Source organism: Opitutus sp. ER46, assembly GCF_003054705.1.
Lineage (GTDB): Bacteria > Verrucomicrobiota > Verrucomicrobiia > Opitutales > Opitutaceae > ER46.
In genome coordinates this window covers 22,229-38,949 of sequence record NZ_QAYX01000015.1, presented here as the reverse complement: position 1 = coordinate 38,949, position 16,721 = coordinate 22,229, and the positions used below count along the sequence as shown (strand labels likewise).

Annotated in this window: 9 protein-coding genes; 5 read left to right on the top strand and 4 right to left on the bottom strand. The window is 68.1% G+C overall.

Translation table 11 applies throughout. The features are described 5' to 3' along the window. Window positions 1-193: 193 nt before the first annotated feature. Window positions 194-1,201, bottom strand: a complete 1,008-nt coding sequence (gene pdxA, locus DB354_RS01635) for a 4-hydroxythreonine-4-phosphate dehydrogenase PdxA (RefSeq protein WP_107833689.1) — start codon at window positions 1,199-1,201, stop codon at window positions 194-196. Window positions 1,202-1,236: 35 nt separating this feature from the next. Then, window positions 1,237-2,397, bottom strand: a complete 1,161-nt coding sequence (locus DB354_RS01630) for an iron-containing alcohol dehydrogenase (protein WP_107833688.1) — start codon at window positions 2,395-2,397, stop codon at window positions 1,237-1,239. A gap of 335 nt (window positions 2,398-2,732) precedes the next feature. Between DB354_RS01630 and DB354_RS01625 the strand changes: the two genes are divergently transcribed. The 5 genes from DB354_RS01625 (at window position 2,733) to DB354_RS01605 (ending at window position 11,503) form a co-directional block, all read left to right on the top strand. After that, window positions 2,733-5,939, top strand: a complete 3,207-nt coding sequence (locus DB354_RS01625; protein ID WP_107833687.1) for a TonB-dependent receptor — start codon at window positions 2,733-2,735, stop codon at window positions 5,937-5,939. 156 nt (window positions 5,940-6,095) lie between these two features. Further along, window positions 6,096-8,018, top strand: a complete 1,923-nt coding sequence (locus DB354_RS01620) for a DUF5060 domain-containing protein (protein ID WP_233256522.1) — start codon at window positions 6,096-6,098, stop codon at window positions 8,016-8,018. Window positions 8,019-8,043: 25 nt separating this feature from the next. Beyond that, complete coding sequence (locus tag DB354_RS22590) at window positions 8,044-10,011, top strand: exo-alpha-sialidase (protein ID WP_233256521.1); 1,968 nt, start codon at window positions 8,044-8,046, stop codon at window positions 10,009-10,011. A gap of 289 nt (window positions 10,012-10,300) precedes the next feature. Further along, entirely contained in the window at window positions 10,301-10,861 is a 561-nt protein-coding gene (locus tag DB354_RS01610; protein WP_158277314.1) for a response regulator, read from the top strand. 129 nt (window positions 10,862-10,990) lie between these two features. Then, window positions 10,991-11,503, top strand: coding sequence for a response regulator (locus DB354_RS01605; protein ID WP_107833685.1), 513 nt, complete (start codon window positions 10,991-10,993; stop codon window positions 11,501-11,503). Window positions 11,504-11,508: 5 nt separating this feature from the next. Here DB354_RS01605 and DB354_RS01600 read toward each other — a convergent pair whose 3' ends face one another. Together DB354_RS01600 and DB354_RS01595 are read right to left on the bottom strand one after the other, a co-directional pair. Further along, window positions 11,509-13,728 carry a family 1 glycosylhydrolase gene (locus DB354_RS01600; protein WP_107833684.1) on the bottom strand — a complete coding sequence of 740 codons (2,220 nt, stop codon included), beginning with the start codon at window positions 13,726-13,728 and terminating at the stop codon, window positions 11,509-11,511. Between the two features lie 156 nt (window positions 13,729-13,884). Continuing rightward, complete coding sequence (locus DB354_RS01595) at window positions 13,885-16,716, bottom strand: sugar-binding domain-containing protein (RefSeq protein WP_107833683.1); 2,832 nt, start codon at window positions 16,714-16,716, stop codon at window positions 13,885-13,887. Between the last annotated feature and the right edge of the window lie 5 nt (window positions 16,717-16,721).

The following is a 16,721-nucleotide window of genomic DNA, read 5'->3' as shown; positions in this document are numbered from 1 at the left end:
CTGAGGGATAGGGACGTTGCGCGGACATTTCCGGGCGAAAGAAGGGGTGATCCTCCTGGCGGGACACGGAGGTCACAGAGATCGGAGGAGGGGCACGGAGCAAAGATCCGCGTGGGTCGGCCTTCCTCCGTGTCCTCCTCCGACCTCCGTGCGCTCCGTGACGAGAAAGCGAACGAGAAAGAGAGAGATTTCTCTATACCTCGCGGGTGCGGGCGAGGGCGGCGGCGAGCTTCACGGCCTCAACGAGGCTGCGGGGATCGGATTTGCCGGTGCCGGCCATGTCGAAGTTGGTGCCGTGTTCGACGGAGGTGCGAATGATGGGGAGCCCGAGGGTGATGTTCACACCGCGCCAGATGCCGAGCATCTTCACGGCGACGTGGCCCTGGTCGTGGTACATGGCGACGACGCCGTCGAACTCGCCCTGGAGAGCGCGGAAGAAGACGGTGTCGCCTGGGTACGGCCCGGACACGACCATGCCCAGCTGGCGGGCGGAGGCGATGGCCGGGGCGATGAACTTTTCCTCCTCGTCGCCGAAGAGCCCGTGTTCGCCGGCGTGCGGGTTGAGCCCGGCCACGGCGAGGCGGGGCTTGGCGATGCCGAGACCGCGGATCGCGGCATGCGTCAGCGTAATGACACTTAGGATGCGCTCGGGCTGGACGCGCTCGATGGCGACACGCAGCGGCACGTGCGTGGAGACGTGGCTCACGCGCAGGCCGTCGGCGGCGAGCATCATCGTGGCGTCGGGCGCCTGGCAGAGTTCGGCGAGGAGCCCGGTGTGGCCGTCGTAGTGATAACCGGCCTGGTTCATCGACTCCTTGTTGATGGCGGAGGTGACGATGGCGCCCACGCGGCCGGCGAGGGCGAGCTCGGCGGCGGTCTTCACGCATTCGTACGCGGCCTTGCCGGCCATGGGGTCGACGCGGCCGAGCTGGAGCCGGGCGGCGTCGACGTTGGCGAGATCGAGCACCTCGATCATGCCATGGCGGCCGGTGGTCTCGGCGACGGCGCGGACGGCCCGGACCGTGACGTTGACGCCGGTGTAGCCGAGGGCGCGCTGGAGCGTGGCGGCGTCGCCGACGACGAGGGGGCGGCAGAGCTGGTAAAGCTCGGGGCCGGCGAGGGCCTTGGTGATGATTTCGGGGCCGGTGCCGGCGGGGTCGCCCATGGTGATGGCGACGAGGGGGAGCGGGGACGAGTTCATGCGGCGGGATCGGGACGACGTGGGGTGCGGGCGAGCTAGAGCGCCTGGCGATAAATCTGCTCGATGTCAGCGGCGGAGAGCTCGCGCGGGTTGTTCTTGAGGAGGCGCGTGACTTTGAGCGCGGAGGCGGTGAGGCCGGCGATGTGCTCGGCCTTGACGCCGACGGCGGAGAGCCGGGTCGGCACGTTGCAGGCGGCGCAGAGCGCCTCGAGCCGGTCGACGCCGCGGGCGGCGATGTCGGCGGCGGGACCACTGACGGTGACGCCGAGGGCGCGCGCGATCTCGGCGTAGCGCTCGGGGGCGGCGGGCAGGTTGTACTTCACCACGTGGGGCAGGAGGAGGGCGTTGGAGAGCCCGTGAGGGAGCCGAAACTCGCTGCCGAGCGGGTAGGCGAGGGCGTGGACGGCCGCGGTGTTCACCGGCCCGAGGCAAAGCCCGCCGTAGAGACTGCCCAGCGCGACGGCGGAACGGGCCTCGAGGTCGTCGCCCTGTTTCACGGCGCGCTCGAGATTTCCGGCGATGAGCCGGATGCCCTCGAGCGCGTAGAGATCGACGATCGGATGGGCGAAGCGGTTGGCGTAGGCCTCGAGGCAGTGCACGAGCGCGTCGATGCCGGTCGCGGCGGTGAGGGCGGGCGGGCAGGTGACGGTGAGCTGAGGGTCGACCAGCGCGATATCGGGCACGAGGTGCGGGCTGATCACCGCCTTTTTCAACTGATCCGCGGGATCGTAGAGGATGGCGTTGGGCGAGACCTCGCTGCCGGTGCCGGCGGTCGTGGGGACGCAGGCGAGGACGACGCGGCGCGCGGGGAGGAGCCCGGTGCCGAAGTACCGACCGACCGGCTCGGATCGGCCGTGCATGCCGGCCAGGAGCTTGGCCACGTCGAGCGCGCTGCCACCGCCGATGCCGACCACGGCATCGAGGGCGGAGGATCCGACCTCCGCCCGCAGCGCGTCGAGCGCGGCCACGTCGGGCTCGGCCGGCACGGAGTAGAGCGGGACGACCTCAAGCCCGGCGGCGCGCAGTGGGGCGGCGAAAGCTTCGGCGGTCGCCGCGATGGCCGGCGACGAAACCAGCGCGACGCGCCGGCAGCCACGCTCGGCCAGGAGGCGGCCACAGGAGGCGGAAGAACCGGGGCCGAACGTGAGGGTGCCGGCCTGAAGCAGGGTGAGGGGGCGCGACGAAGCGAAGATCATGGCGAGGTGACGTTCACGCCGGGGCTTTCATGGAAGCGAGGCGCAAAACGGGCAACCCGAGTGGGTTTCATGAAAAAATCTTGGTCAAGATCGTAATTTCACTGACGCCGCGGACGCCGTCCCCGGGCGCGGCCCATGCATCGGGACTCCGAGGGCAAATCGGCGGATTTACGGGGCGATGTCGGGCTGTTGCGGCTGACTGGCGGCAAGGCGGCGGACCGGCCGGCCGAAAATGGCATTGACAACAGTTTCAATGAAACGGCTCAATATTGCTGTTGTTTCAGATGAAATAACGCCCGGCTGGTGGAGCCGGGGCAAACCTCACCTAACACCCCATGATTACTCGGATCGGCAGATTCCCGTTTGGGAAATTCGTTTCCGCAACCCGCCGTTCGCTGGCGTCGCGTTTCCTCGCGCCGCTCTGCGCTCTGCTCGTTGCGTTGGCTATTCTCACTCCGGCGCAGGCGCAGACCGCCGCGACGGGCGTGATCACAGGTCGGGTCCAGAACGTGGACACCGGCTCGTACCTGAACAACGCCCGCGTGCGGGTCATCGGTACGACGCGCGAGGCGCTCACGAATGAATTCGGCGAGTTCCGCATCAGTGGCGTGCCGGCCGGCGAGGCGAAGATCTCGGTCTTCTATACCGGCCTCACCGCGACGGAACAGACGGTGACGGTGCCGGCCGGCGGCAGCGCGACGGTCGACGTCACGATGACGGCCGATGAGGCAAACAAGGTTGTGAAGCTCTCGGAGTTCGTGGTGCAGAGCCAGCGCGAGATGAGCGCGGCGGCGATCGCGATCAACGAGCAGCGGTTCGCGGCGGCCCGCAAGGACGTCGTCTCCACCGATGCCTTCGGCGAGATCAACCAGGGCAACATCGGTGAGTTCGTGAAGTTCCTGCCCGGCATTTCGCTCGACGTGAAGGACGGCAACACGCCTTCCGGCATCATGGTTCGCGGCTTCGACCCGAACTACACCAACGTGACGATGGACGGCGGCCAGCTGGCCAGCACGCTCGTGGCCAACACGCAGACCTCGTCGCGCCAGTTCGTGCTCGAGGGCATGAACATCAACAACATCTCCCGCGTGGAAGTGGTGAAGCTGCCGACGCCGGACATGTCGGCCAACGTGCTTGGCGGTTCGGTGAACTTCGTCACGAAGAGCGCCTTCGAGCGTGTCCGCCCCGAGCTGCGCGTTTCGGCCTACCTCTCGGCGAATGAGAAGGAGATCGATTACGAGAACAGCGCCGGACCGTTCAACGAGAAGACCTACAAGGTGCTCCCTTCGTTCGACATCCAGTACGTGATGCCGGTGAACAAGCGGCTCGGCTTCGTCGTCACCGCGCAGCACTCGAGCCAGTTCTATCTGCAGAACAAGTCGGTCATGGGCTACCGCTTCACCGGCAACGCGAATCCGGCCGGCACGGATCCGACCAAGGCGGTTTCGATCACCGCGCCGTTCGTCAACAGCTTCAACACGAGCTTCGCGCCCAACCGCTCGGACCGCTCCGGTGCCGGCCTGGCCGTCGACTTCAAGCCGTTCGACAATGCGCTCATCAAGCTGAACCTGATGGCGACCGCCCAGAAGCAGCAGACCGCCTCCCGCGGCATCACCTACAACACCGGCAACAACACGCCGGTCACGTGGGATGAGCACAACACGCTCGGCAACGCCAGCGGCGGCTCGATGGGCATGAGCACGAGCTTCCAGGAGCGCCACGCGCTCACGCGCTCGATGGGCCTGATCTTCGAGTTCGACAAGAACGACTGGCGCTGGGAGTCGGGTTTCAACTACTCGAACGCCAACAACCGCACGCGCGACATGGCCAAGGGCTTCTTCCGCTCGATCAGCGTCACGCTGCCCGGCGTCGCCCGCGTCAACCTGCGGGACTTCGACACCTCGCAGGGCAAGGTCGGCACCACGGAGGTTTACAATGCGGCGGGCACGCGCATCGACGAAACCAACTTGAGCAACTGGCTGCTGACGCAGGCCTCCAATGCCTCGGAGCCGGCGAACAACGTCGACGACGTGAAGCAGATCCGTGGCAGCCTCGCCCGGAACCTGAATATCTGGCGGATCCCGGTCACCGTGAAGCTGGGCGGCGACATCATCGATTCGAAGCGCGATCAGGAGTACGCGACCATCGCCTACACCTATGTGGGGCCCGATGGCATCACGAGTAACGCCGACAACAGCCTGGTGGGCTATGCCTCCCAGGGTGACAAGGGGGTTAGCCCCGGCTTTGGCCGCGTCGCTCCGGAGTGGCCTGATGTCTTCAAAATCTACCAGGATTTCCAGAAGCACCCGAACTGGTGGACGCAGACCACCGGCCAGATGGGTGACACGGTGAAGAACATCGCGATGCGTTCGCCGTGGTTCCACGAGACCATCACGTCGGGCTACCTCATGGCCGATGCCAAGATGTTCAGCAGCCGGCTGCGGCTGGTCGGCGGCGTGCGCTACGAGCTGACCGAGGACGAGGGCATGGGCTACAAGCAGGACTACAACAACCTGTATGTCCGCGATGCGAACGGGAAGCTCACCACGACGGTGCGGCCCGAACTCGGCGCCAGCGGCTCCGCCGCCTACAACGCGGCCCTCTACACGAAGCGCGGCTACTACGCGTCTCGCAACTACTCGTACTACCACCCGAGCGCGGCGGCCACGTTCAACCTGACTGAGAATCTGCTGCTACGCGCTGCCTTCGCCAAGACGATCGGCCGGCCGAACCTTTCGGACATCGTGCCGAACCTCTACGTGCAGGAGAACCTGAACCAGTCCCAGTCCTCGCCGGACATCGGGTGGATCACCGGCGCGAACACTGGCCTGAAGCCCTGGACCGCGAAGAATTACGACTACTCGATCGAGTACTACATGCCGAAGGGCGGCATGCTGATGTTCAATGTGTACCGAAAGGACATTCGGAACTTTTTCAGCTCGATCAGTCAGATCGCCGATCAGGCGCTGCTCGACGAACTCGGCATCGGCCACGAAGCGCTGGGTTACAAATACACCCGCCGGATCAACGTGGCGGACGCGCGGATCCAGGGCTGGGAAGCCAGCGTGAGCCTGCCGCTCGCCAATCTCGCCGAGTGGGGACCCTGGCTGGAGCCGGTTGGCCACAGCTTTGCGCGCCACTTCACGCTGATGGCCAATGCGACGCATCTCGATCTCTCGGGCTCGCGCATTACCTCCTCGGACTGGAAACGCTACATCCCGCGCTCCCGGAATTTTGGCGTGAGCTGGAACTTCCCGAAGTTCACCGGCAACGTGCTCGTGAATTGGCGCGGCCGGATGCTGCGTGACAGCAGCAACTGGTACACCGGCGCCAACGAGTACATCCGCGCCCGCTACCAGGTCGACGCCAGCGCCGAGTACCAGCTGACGAAGCGCTACTCGACGTTCTTCGCCGTGCGCAACCTGCTCAACGCGCAGAGCGAGTGGGAAGTGTCGGGTCCGGGCGTGGCGTACTGGGCCACCAAGACCAACATCGAGGACTACGGCGCGCAGTACTCGCTCGGCTTCCGCGCGACGTTCTGAGCCTGCTCCCGAGGACGGCGATCGGCTGATCGCCTGAAGCCTTCCGCGGCCCGCGCCCCTCCGGCGCGGGCCGCGTTGTCTTTCCGGCGCGTTTCCCGCGCCCGTCGCAACCGCTGTCACCCGGCTGCGTCCTGCTCGCTGCCTCCCGCGTCACCTGTGAACCGTTCGCGCTCCCGCTTATTCCCTTGGTTTCTCCTCTGCGCCCTGGCGTTTGGTGGCGGCGCGCGCGCCTTTGCCGTCGCCCCAGGAGCGGGCGTGCCGGTCGGGCGGATGACGGTGGCGCAATGGGACGTGTATGAGCTGACGCTGGCGGGACCCGCCGACGGCAACCCCTTCGCCGAGGTGCGCCTTTCGGCGGTGTTCACGTCGGGCGCGCAGATGTTCGAGGTGGCGGGCTTCTACGATGGCGACGGCGTCTACCGCGTGCGGTTCATGCCCCCGCGGCCGGGGCGCTGGCACTACGAGACGCGCAGCAACCGCCGGCTGCTGACGGGAAAGACCGGCGCGTTCCAGGTGCTGCCGGCGAGCGGTGCGAACCACGGTCCCGTGGGTGTGCGGCACACGTTTCATTTTGCGCATGCCGACGGCACGCCGTTTCGCCCGATCGGGACGACGATCTACAACTGGCTGTATCGTCCGGCGGCGCAGCAGGAGGAGACGGTGCAGACGCTGGCGGCGTCACCCTTCAACAAGGCGCGGATGCTGGTGCTGCCGTCAAACGGCTCGCCATGCCCACCCGCGGTGGCGTTTCCGTTTGTCGGCATGGCCCCGAAGCAGTGGGACTTCACGCGTTACGATCCGGCGTTCTTCCGGAACCTCGAAGCACGCGTCGCGCAGTTGCGGGACGTCGGCGTGGAGGCGGACGTGATCCTGTTTCACCCGTATGGCCAGAGCTGGAGTTTCGAGGCGATGACGGCGGCGGAGGAGGACGCGTACGTGCGCTACGTGGTGGCGCGGTTGGCGGCGTACCGGAACGTGTGGTGGTCGCTGGCGAATGAGTACGACTTCCTGCGCACGAAGACGGAGCCCGAGTGGGACCGGCTGTTCCAGGTCGTCCAGGCGGCGGACCCGTACGGCCACCTGCGGTCGATCCACAACGGCGCGCGCCTCTACGACAACCACAAGCCCTGGGTGACGCATGCCAGTATCCAGAATGGACTCGCGACGGAGGAGGCGGGCCGGGCGCAGCTGTACCGGGATGCCTGGAACAAACCGGTGGTGTACGACGAGGTGAAGTACGAGGGAAACACTGGGCCCCGCTGGGGCCGGATCCCGGCGCAGGAGCTGGTGCACCGGTTCTGGGCGGGCACGGTGGCGGGCACCTACGTCGGGCACAGCGAGACGCTGCGCGGCGCGGCGGGCACGAGCTGGCTGTCCGCCGGCGGCGCGCTGGTGGGGGAGAGCCCCGCGCGGATCGCGTTTCTGCGCGACGTGCTTGAAGACGGTCCCGCGGACGGCATCGAGCCGATCGACCCGTGGCAGGACCCGACCATCGGCGGGCAACCCGGCGAGTACTACCTCGTGTATCTTGGCCGCGAAGCGCCGACCTCCTGGCCTTTTCATCTGCCCTGCCTCGGCGTGGCGCCGGGCCAGCGGTATCGCGTGGAGGTGCTCGATCCTTGGGCGATGACGGTGACGCCGGTGGACGGGGAGTTCACCGTGAAACCGGCCGACAGCTACACCTACGTGGACGCGGCAGATCGCGTGGTGCCGCTGCCCGGCCGAGCTGGACTCGCGCTGCGCATTCGCCGCGTGGGCGAGCAGATGCCGGAGGCCGGAGGCCAGAGGCCAGAGGCCGGAAGCCAGAGGCCGGAGGACGGAAGACGGAAGACGGAGGACGGAATCCGGAGGACGGAGGACGGAAGACGGAAGTCCGAAGCCGGAAGTCGGGTGGGTGAGTATCCGGACATTATCCCCGGCGTATCTGGACATTATTCAGGAGTATCTGGACATTATCCCGCTAGTTGCCACCGCCTAGACACTTATAATTGCAGCCATCGTCACCGGGGCGTCCTGCGTCTGACCTCTGACCTTCGGCCTCTGACATCTGACCTCCGACATCCGACCTCTGACGTCTGACCTCTGACCCGTTGCCACTCACTTTATGATCAACGCCCGACTCTTCTCCCTTCTCCGAGCGCCGACGTGCGCGCTGGCGGGGCTTTTGTTCGCCGCGTCCGCGCCGGCTGCACCCTCGGCACCGCTGCCGGAGACGTGCTTTCTCTTCACGTACTTTCTGCACGAGCAGCAGGCGGACGGACTCCGGCTCGCCTGGAGCCGGGATGGCTACACTTGGGAGGCGCTCAACGGCGGTGAAAGCTGCCTGCGGCCGCAGGTGGGCGAGTCGCGCCTGATGCGGGATCCATGCCTGCTGCGTGGGCCCGACGGCACGTTTCACCTCGTGTGGACGACGTCCTGGGCGGGAAAGACGATCGGCTACGCCTCGTCGAAGGATCTGATCCACTGGTCCGACCAGCGCGCGCTCCCAGTGATGGCGCACGAGCCGCTGACGGTGAACACCTGGGCGCCGGAGATCGTGTGGGATGAGTCGAAGCAGCAGTTCCTGATTTTCTGGTCCTCGACCGTGCTCGGAAAATTCCCGGAGACGGCGGGGACGAACAAGCGGGCCGAAAGCAACAACCGGATCTACGCCACCACGACGAAGGATTTTGTGACCTTCACGCCGACACGGCTGCTGTACGACGGCGGGTTCAACGTCATCGACGCCACGCTGGCGCGCGACGGTGACAGCTGGTTGCTGTTTGCGAAGAACGAGTCGCTCACGCCGCTGGAGAAGAACATCCGGATGGTGCGCGGCGCCTCGGCCGAGGGCCCCTGGCAGCCGGCGTCGCCGGCGATCACGGGCGCGTATTGGGCCGAGGGGCCCTCCGCGCTGAAGGTGGGGGACGAGTGGCGCGTGTACTTCGACAAGCACCGGCTCAACGCGATCGGCCTGGTGGTGTCACGCGACCTCAAGACCTGGACCGACGCGAGCGACCGGGTGCATTTTCCCAAGGACGCGCGCCACGGCACCGTGCTTACGGTCCCGGGCAGCGTGGTGGAGCGACTGATACAGCAGCGGCCAAACCGCGCGGCGGCGGTGCTGGGCAGCGAGTTCATCAACGAGCGCGCCCCGTATCCCTCGTGTCACGCATCGACGATCGTCGAGAACGCCGCGGGCGAGCTGCTGGCGGCCTGGTTTGGCGGCACGAAGGAACGCGATCCCGACGTGGGCATCTGGGTGGCGCGGCAGGAGGGCGGCCGTTGGTTGCCGGCGGTCGAGGTGGCCAACGGCGTCCAGCCGACCGGGCCGCGGCTGCCGACGTGGAACCCGGTGCTCTTCCAGCCGCGGAGCGGGCCGCTCGTGCTGTTCTACAAGGTGGGTCCCTCGCCGAGCACGTGGTGGGGGATGGTGATGACCTCGGGCGATGGCGGCCGGACCTGGTCGCAGCCCACACGGCTGCCGGAGAACGTTCTCGGTCCGATCAAGAACAAGCCGGTCGAACTCGCGGACGGGACCTGGATCGCGCCGAGCAGCACCGAAGGGAAGGGCGGATGGCGCGCGCACTTCGAGCTCTCACGTGACGCCGGGAGAACCTGGTCGCTCATCGGGCCGGTGGAGCCGAATGGCCTCGAGGCGATCCAGCCTAGCGTGCTGTTTCATCGCGATGGCCGCCTGCAGGCGCTCAGTCGGACGCGCAACGGCGTCATCGCGTCGACCTGGTCGAAGGACCAGGGCCGGAGCTGGTCGCCGCTGGAGCGCACGGAACTGCCGAATCCGAACTCAGGCACGGATGCCGTAACGCTGGCCGACGGTCGCCAGCTGATGGTGTACAACCACTCGGTCCCGCCGCCGGAGCGCCCGACCAAGGGCGTCCGTTATCCTCTGGACGTCGCAATGTCCGACGACGGCATCACCTGGCGTCACGTGCTCACCCTCGAGGACGAGCCGCGCGAGGCGGGCTACGCGTATCCCGCGGTGATCCAGGGGCGCGACGGACGCGTGCACATCACCTACACGTGGGACCGGAAGATGATCCGGCACGTGGTGGTCGATCCAAGCAAGCTCTAGCTGGCCGACGCGCGGACGGCTGGCGCGGAGACCGGGCGCCAGTGGGTGAACACCCACCGTTTCCGCGACCACCGCACCTCCGAGGATCGTGAAGTGCGGTGGGGCCGCGGCGCGGGTGGCGCGGTGCGCGACCGGCGTTTCCAGAGGGGAAATCTCCCGGCGGCGAGCCGCCCGCTGACGGGGCGGAGAGCCCACCGCGAATTGGGTATCGACCCAAGGGCACCAGGGGCCCGCGTCGCGTACTATGGGCGCACGGTGCCGGTCGTCGGCGCCGCCAGCTCTTTTGCCCATGCAAACTCTTCCGTCCGATGCGTCTCTCGTGGCTCCGCTCGTCTCCCGCGCCGTTTTCCCGTCCACAGCCTTCCCGACGGGGAACGCCGCTGCGCCCGGCTCGTTCCGTCCCGTTGTTGATGCTCCGTCCGGTGTTGATCGTTCGCTGCCGCCGATCCTCGTTGCGGACGATGACCCCGACGACCGGTTTTTCATCCGCCGCCTGATCGGCCGGACCGGGACGGCGCACCCGCTCCTGACTTTCGATGACGGCACCGAAGTGGTGAACTATCTTGGCGCCATCGTGGCGGCCGGTCCGGAGGTCCGCGCCCGGGCGCCGCGGCTGCTGTTCCTCGACCTGCGGATGGGCGGGCTGGGCGGCTTCGGCTTTCTCGAATGGGCGCGGCAGCACCGAACCACGCTGCCGATGACGATCGTGGTGCTTTCGAATTCCATCGAGCCGGCGGATGTCGCCCGCGCGCATGAACTCGGCGCGCACCGCTACCTGGTGAAGTATCCCAGCGTGCAGACGTTCGGGACGATCATTCGGAGCGTGTACCCGCAGACGATCACGGCCTGATCCGAGCGTCCCCGGCGGGCGGGTGCCTTTTACGCTGCACTCGGGGTCGCCACCCCATGGCTGGGCGGCGCGGGTTCGGTAGGCTGGTGCTGCGGCCGCACGCCGCGCGATGTTCCGCTTCCTCCGGTGATGACCCATCCTTCACAGCGTCCCGACTCCGTGGCTCCGGGCGTCCTCTTCGCGGCTGATGACGATGAGAATGACCGGGAGCTGTTCCGTGCGCTGCTCGCCGCCGCCGGCGTGGCGTACCCCTGCCGGCCCTTCGCGCGCGGGGAGGAGATGATGGATGCGCTGATCGAGGTCCTGCGGGGAGCGCCCGCCCCGGTTGCCTGCTTCCTGGACGTGAAGATGGGCGGGATGAGCGGCCTCGACGTCCTCCGCTGGATTCGCGCCCAAGGTCCGCTGCAAAGCGTGCCGGTGATCATGCTCTCGTCGTGCGAGGACCCGGACTGCCTGCTGGAGGCGCTGCGCCTGGGCGCGCAATGTTACACGGCGAAGTTTCCCAAACCGGAGCAACTGCGCGCGATCATCGCCGCCGCCGAGCAGCATGCCGTCGCCGCTTCGTGTGCGGACTCGTTTCCCGTGTCCTGCAACCTGATGCTGGCGCTGGGGCGGCGGCAGGTGGAGTTGCCCACGGTGTAGCGCAGTCAAGCCGCGACCGCGCCGCGGTCGCCGGGCAACGTGGCGGCGAACCGGCGGAGCGCCGCCTGCCACTCGGAGAGGAGCTGGCCGCGGTTGCTCCCGAGCGTCGCGTTGCGCGGGCGCGGAGCGACCCAGCCGAGATCGCGCGGGCTGGCGGGAACGACGCGATCGGGATCGTAGCCCGCCACGCGGGCCAGTTGCCGGGTCCACTCGAACCAGGTGGGCGCGCCCGCCGTGGCGACATGCCAGAGGCCCGACTCGTCGTCGATCAGCAGGTCGAGCGCGGCATGCGCGAGATCGGGAATGTACGTGGGGCTGAAACGATGCTCGGCCGAAGCGCCGACGCGCCGGTTGGACGCCAGCGCGCGCAGGACGCGGGCGGTCGCTTCGTTGGCTTCGGCGGAGCCGAACAGGTAACCGGTGCGCAGGATGAGCGCGCGGGGCCAGCAGGCAGCGACGGCCTGCTCGGCCGCGAACTTGGCGCGGCTGTATTCGCTTTGCGGATTGGGCCGGTCGTCCTCGACGTACGGCTGGGAGGCGGTGCCGTCGAAGACCAGGGCGCTGGAGAATGTGACGAGCGGGAGCTGCAGCTCCGCACACACGCGTGCGGTGTTTTCGGCGGTGGTCAGATTGTCGCGGCGGCCGTTGGCCGGGGCCCGTTCGGCGGTGTCGATGTGCTCGTCGCCCGTGCCATTGATGACCGCCCACGGGCGGACGGCGGCGACGACCTCGCGCAGGGCGCGCAGGTCGGCGACGTCGACCTGGCGCCGGCCCAGCCCGACGACGGGCAGGCCGCGCAGCGCGCAGGCATCGAGGAAGGTGCGCCCGAGCGCGCCCATGGTGCCGAGGAGCAGGAGAGGGCGGCCGGTGGCGCGGGGCTCGGACGCGAGCGCGGTGCCGCGGCCGGTGGCCGGGGCGGGCACGGCCGGGTATTCGAGCCGCACGGGCCGGCGCCACCAACCCGGGGTGCTGAGCACGGGGTGTTCGAAACGTCCCTCGCGTGCGAGGGCGGTGATGGCGCGGCCGACGGCGGTGAGCCGGGGACGTCCGCCACGCACGTCGAAGGCGCCGGTCTCGTAACGGCCGCGTGGCTGGACCAGGAGCGAATCCCAGTCGAACGCGCCCAGGAGGGCCCAGGGCGTGACAGCGCGGACGTCGGCGCCGCGCGCGCGGGCCGACTCGGCCGCCTGCCAGATCTCGACCAGCCACCGGACCTGTTCCTCGCGGGTGCAGGCCAGCTGCACCTCCGTGATCGCGATGGGGCGTTGGTAACGCTCGGCGAGTTCGAGGAGGAGCTGCTCGACGCCCCCGAGCCCCTCGGCGCGGACGCGCACGGCGTCGACGTCGGCATAGGCCTCGCGGCCGTTCCCGCCGTGAGTGTTGGCTGGATACCGCTCGAGGCACTCGTCGAGGAGCCGTTCGCTGGTGACGTAGTGATTCATGCCGAGCACGTCGGGCGGGCACGGATCGTCCACGAAGGAGGTGAGCTCCGCGCGCGGGATCCCGCAGTCGATCAGGTGGGCGTGGACGGGGTGCCGGGGATCGACGCGCCCGCAGAGCACGTCGAACGTGAGCCACCGCCGCTCGTTTTCGTAGCGGGCCTGGTAGGCGAGAGGCGGAGTGCTGTGCACCTTCCCGATGTCCTCGGTCTGGATGAGTTGCGCCGCTGGATTGACCTGGCGGATGGCCCGCATGGCCGCGCGGGTGGCGAGGCATTCGTTGACGAAGCAGCGACCGAAGGAGCCGTTGTCCCGCGCATGGGGGTGCCAGAGGCCGTAGAGTCCGCCGAAGCGCGCGGTGGTGCCGGGCTCGTTGACGGGAGTGTAGGCATCGACCCACGGATAGCGTTCCGCAACTTGGCGGGCGAACCGCGCGAGGCCCTCGACAAACCCCGCGTCGAGGAGGCCTCCGGCGAGCGGGCCGGAACCGTGGTGGATCAGACCGACGATGGGGCGGATCCCCAGCTCGCGCAGGCGGCCCAGCCGCTCGTCGGCCCAACGCCAGTCGATCTGCCCGCCGCCGACGTGGTGGTGTTCCCAAAGGACGGGATAGCGCAGGGCCCGAATTCCGAGGGCCGCGATCCGGTCGAGGTCCTCGAGGCGCGAGGCGTGGCCGGTTTGCGCGAGCTGGTTTCGAACCGCTTCCCCGATGCGCACATGGGAGCATTCGATGCCGCCCCACATCTCGATCGGGGCTGGGCGCGGAGTTTGCAGGTGGTCGGTCATGGTGCTCGGCGTCTGGCCGCCGATCTCCCGCGGACGAAGGCTCCGGGGGCGTCCCCCGCGTGCGACCTTGGCGGCCGGTGGCGGTCGCGCCGATTCGAGACGGCGCGGGACGTGGCGACGGCGCCGCAGACCCGCGGCGATGCGACCGGTGCCGGACTATTCTCGGGCCCACTCGACGACCACGGTTGGCGGGATGGGAAAACGTCCGGTGTCGTATCCGTAAACCGTGAGCCCGCCGCGAGGTGCGGCCTCGATCGGCACCAGGCAACGGAAACGAAGCTGCCCGGTGGTGGCGCACTCCGCCGCGGCCCGTTCCAGCGCCGAGTCCTCGAGCGTGACCCGCATGAGGTAGCCGTACGAGCCGAGCCCGCCGCGGAGGTAGCTGAGCGAGCCGCGAGTGTCGTGGGGGTGATCCGGCAGCACGCCGCGGTGGACGCAAAGGTCGTTCACATGCAGTTCGAAGGCGCTCGGGTGCTTGTGCGCGCTGGTCTGCTGGGTGCCCTCGCGGCGCGCCGAGACCTCGCACAACAACCGCACGCGGCGAGCGCGTCCGATCTCGCGCAGCGCCTCGTCGGCGAGAACCCATTCGAAGAACCCGGCGCCGCGGCCGAAACAATACCCGAGCCGCTCCGCCTCCTCGCGCGAGCAGCCGCCGTCGGACCACTCGCCCGCGGCCCAGGCGTGGGTGCCGGCGCGCAGGACGAGGGTGTCGCCGCGCTCCTCCCGGGCTGGGGCGGGGCCGGATGAGACAAAGTGCTGGATGAAGTTGGAGGCGACCGGTTCGCCGGCGGGCGTGACGGCGGCGACGGAGAGAGTGCAAAGCATCGGCTCGTTGGGCGTGATGAGGGGAATCTGCTGGGCCAGCTCCACGCGATGATGCGTGAAGTCGATGGCCGCACGGCCGCGGGCGAGCGTGGAGTGCACGGTGCCGAGGGTGTCGACGCCCGAGTAGAGCCACTGCAGGACGATGTTGTCGCGGCGCCGGCGGGAAAAGTGGGAGGAATACACGTCCACCGTGACCGGCGCGCCGGGGTCCTGGCGCCGGATGGGGGCGGCGTCGATCGGGAGCACGTCGCCCTGGTTCACGAGCGTCGGGTGGTAACCGAACTCCTTCGGCGTGCGATCGTAGGTGAGCATGCCGTTGTACTCCCACTCCACGTCGGTGAGCTCGGTGTAGATGTAGGCGGAGAGCTGGGGGTGGCGGCGGAGCTCGTTGGTGAGAAACTTGAAGGACCAGGACGCGTCGCGGTTGCCGTCAAGGGCGCCGATGCCGCCGTACTCGCTGTTGATGAGCGGGGCGTTCTGCTGCTGGAAGCCCTCGATGTAGTTGAAACTCGAGCCGCGGTAGGAGCGGGAGACGACGTTCGCGATGTGCGAGCGGGCGCGGTCGTAGTCGTCGATGTAGAAGTGCCAGGAGTTGATGTCGGTGTCGACGTGACCGTAGGCGGTGAGGTGCTCCCACACGACCACGCTCATGTCCTCGATGAGGCGGGTGCCATCGATGGTCTTGGCGATCTCCCACATGCGGTGGACCCACTGGAAGGAGGTCTGGTTGGCGAGCTTGTCCTTCACCGCCTGGGCGCTGGGGTTCTTCCCGGCGTCGGGCCCGATGAGCTTCATCAGCTCAGTCTGCCCGCCGAAGCCCCAGGTCTCGTTGAACAGGCACCACGCGATGATCGACGGGTGATTGAAGTCGCGCTGGATGCCGGCGCGCATCATCTCCTCGAACCGCCGGCGGCCCAGCGGGGTGTCGCCGCCTTCGCCGAAGTTCGGAAAATCCTGCATGAGGAGGATGCCGAGGCTGTCGGCGTAGTAGAGCAGGATGGGGTCATCGAGTTTGATGTGGACGCGCAGGAAGTCGAAGCCCGCCTCGCGGGCGAAGGCGATGTCGTTGCGCAGCGTGCGGGCGTCGGTGGCGGTGTAGATGCCGTCGCAATGGTACGACTGATACAGCGCGCCCCGGAGGTAGATGGGCTTGTTGTTCAGGCACAGCATGGCCGGGGCGTTGGCATCGGTGGACGGCGCGGTGCTGATCTTGCGCATCCCAAAATAGCCGTGGATGACGTCGAACTCGCTGTCGTCGTTCACGAGCCGGAAGATCACGCGGTAGAGCTGCGGGCTGCTCGGGTCCCAGAGGGTGACGGGATCGACCTCGGCCACGCCCGTGGCAACGTCGGCATAGAGCTTGAGCGTGATGCGGTGCGGGGGCGCGTCGGGTGGAACGATGTCGATGACGACGCTCATGTCGTCGGCGGTGTGCGCGCAGAAAACCTCGAAGCTGGCGCGCCCGGCGTCGATGTCGGGCAGGATGCGAAAGTGGCTGATGTGCGACTCGTGGCGGGGCTCGACGAACACCGTCTGCCAGATGCCGCTCGTGGTCGTGTACCAGCCCCACTGCTTGCCCACCGGCTGCTCGCGGTTGTCCATCGGGTCCTCGACGCGGATGACGACCACGCCCTGGCGGGTGCCGTCGGGCCCGGCGGGGCGGAGCGCGTCGGTGAGGTCGACCTCGATCGGCACATAGCCGCCCTCGTGGTGGCAGAGGTGCACGCCGTTGCACCAGACATCGGTGAAGAAGTCGGCGGCCCCGACGGTCATGATCGCGCGCTTGCGGCGCCAGGGCGCGGTGTCGGGGATCGCGATGGTGCGCCGGTACCAGCCAACCTCGTAGCGGGGAGCGGAACGGTGGTTGTCCTTCGAAACCTCGAGCGGGTTCACGAAGACCCGTGGGGAGAAGTAGGTCTCGTCGCCGGCGGTGTCGCCCTCGCCCCAGGCGGCGAGGGATTCCCAGCAGAACGGGACGACGATCTGTTCGCGCCAGTCCGGCCCGGCCGGATCGAACCAGTGCTCCTCGACCCCGCGCCGGTGGAGGTCGAAGCGAAACTGCCAGTGGCCGTTGAGGTTCAGCCAGTCGACGCCCTCCACCTGGCCGCGCTGGCGATCGGGACGCGGGTGTTCGGGGCGCGGGATCGAGGCGCAGGGAAACATCTGGT

Bases quoted from the DNA above. Each gene is read 5' to 3' on its own strand.
- DB354_RS01595 (WP_107833683.1), bottom strand. From the start codon at position 16,716: ATGTTTCCCTGCGCCTCGATCCCGCGCCCCGAACACCCGCGTCCCGAT.
- DB354_RS01610 (WP_158277314.1), top strand. From the start codon at position 10,301: ATGCAAACTCTTCCGTCCGATGCGTCTCTCGTGGCTCCGCTCGTCTCC.
- DB354_RS01625 (WP_107833687.1), top strand. From the start codon at position 2,733: ATGATTACTCGGATCGGCAGATTCCCGTTTGGGAAATTCGTTTCCGCA.
- pdxA (WP_107833689.1), bottom strand. From the start codon at position 1,201: ATGAACTCGTCCCCGCTCCCCCTCGTCGCCATCACCATGGGCGACCCC.
- DB354_RS01600 (WP_107833684.1), bottom strand. From the start codon at position 13,728: ATGACCGACCACCTGCAAACTCCGCGCCCAGCCCCGATCGAGATGTGG.
- DB354_RS22590 (WP_233256521.1), top strand. From the start codon at position 8,044: ATGATCAACGCCCGACTCTTCTCCCTTCTCCGAGCGCCGACGTGCGCG.
- DB354_RS01605 (WP_107833685.1), top strand. From the start codon at position 10,991: ATGACCCATCCTTCACAGCGTCCCGACTCCGTGGCTCCGGGCGTCCTC.
- DB354_RS01630 (WP_107833688.1), bottom strand. From the start codon at position 2,397: ATGATCTTCGCTTCGTCGCGCCCCCTCACCCTGCTTCAGGCCGGCACC.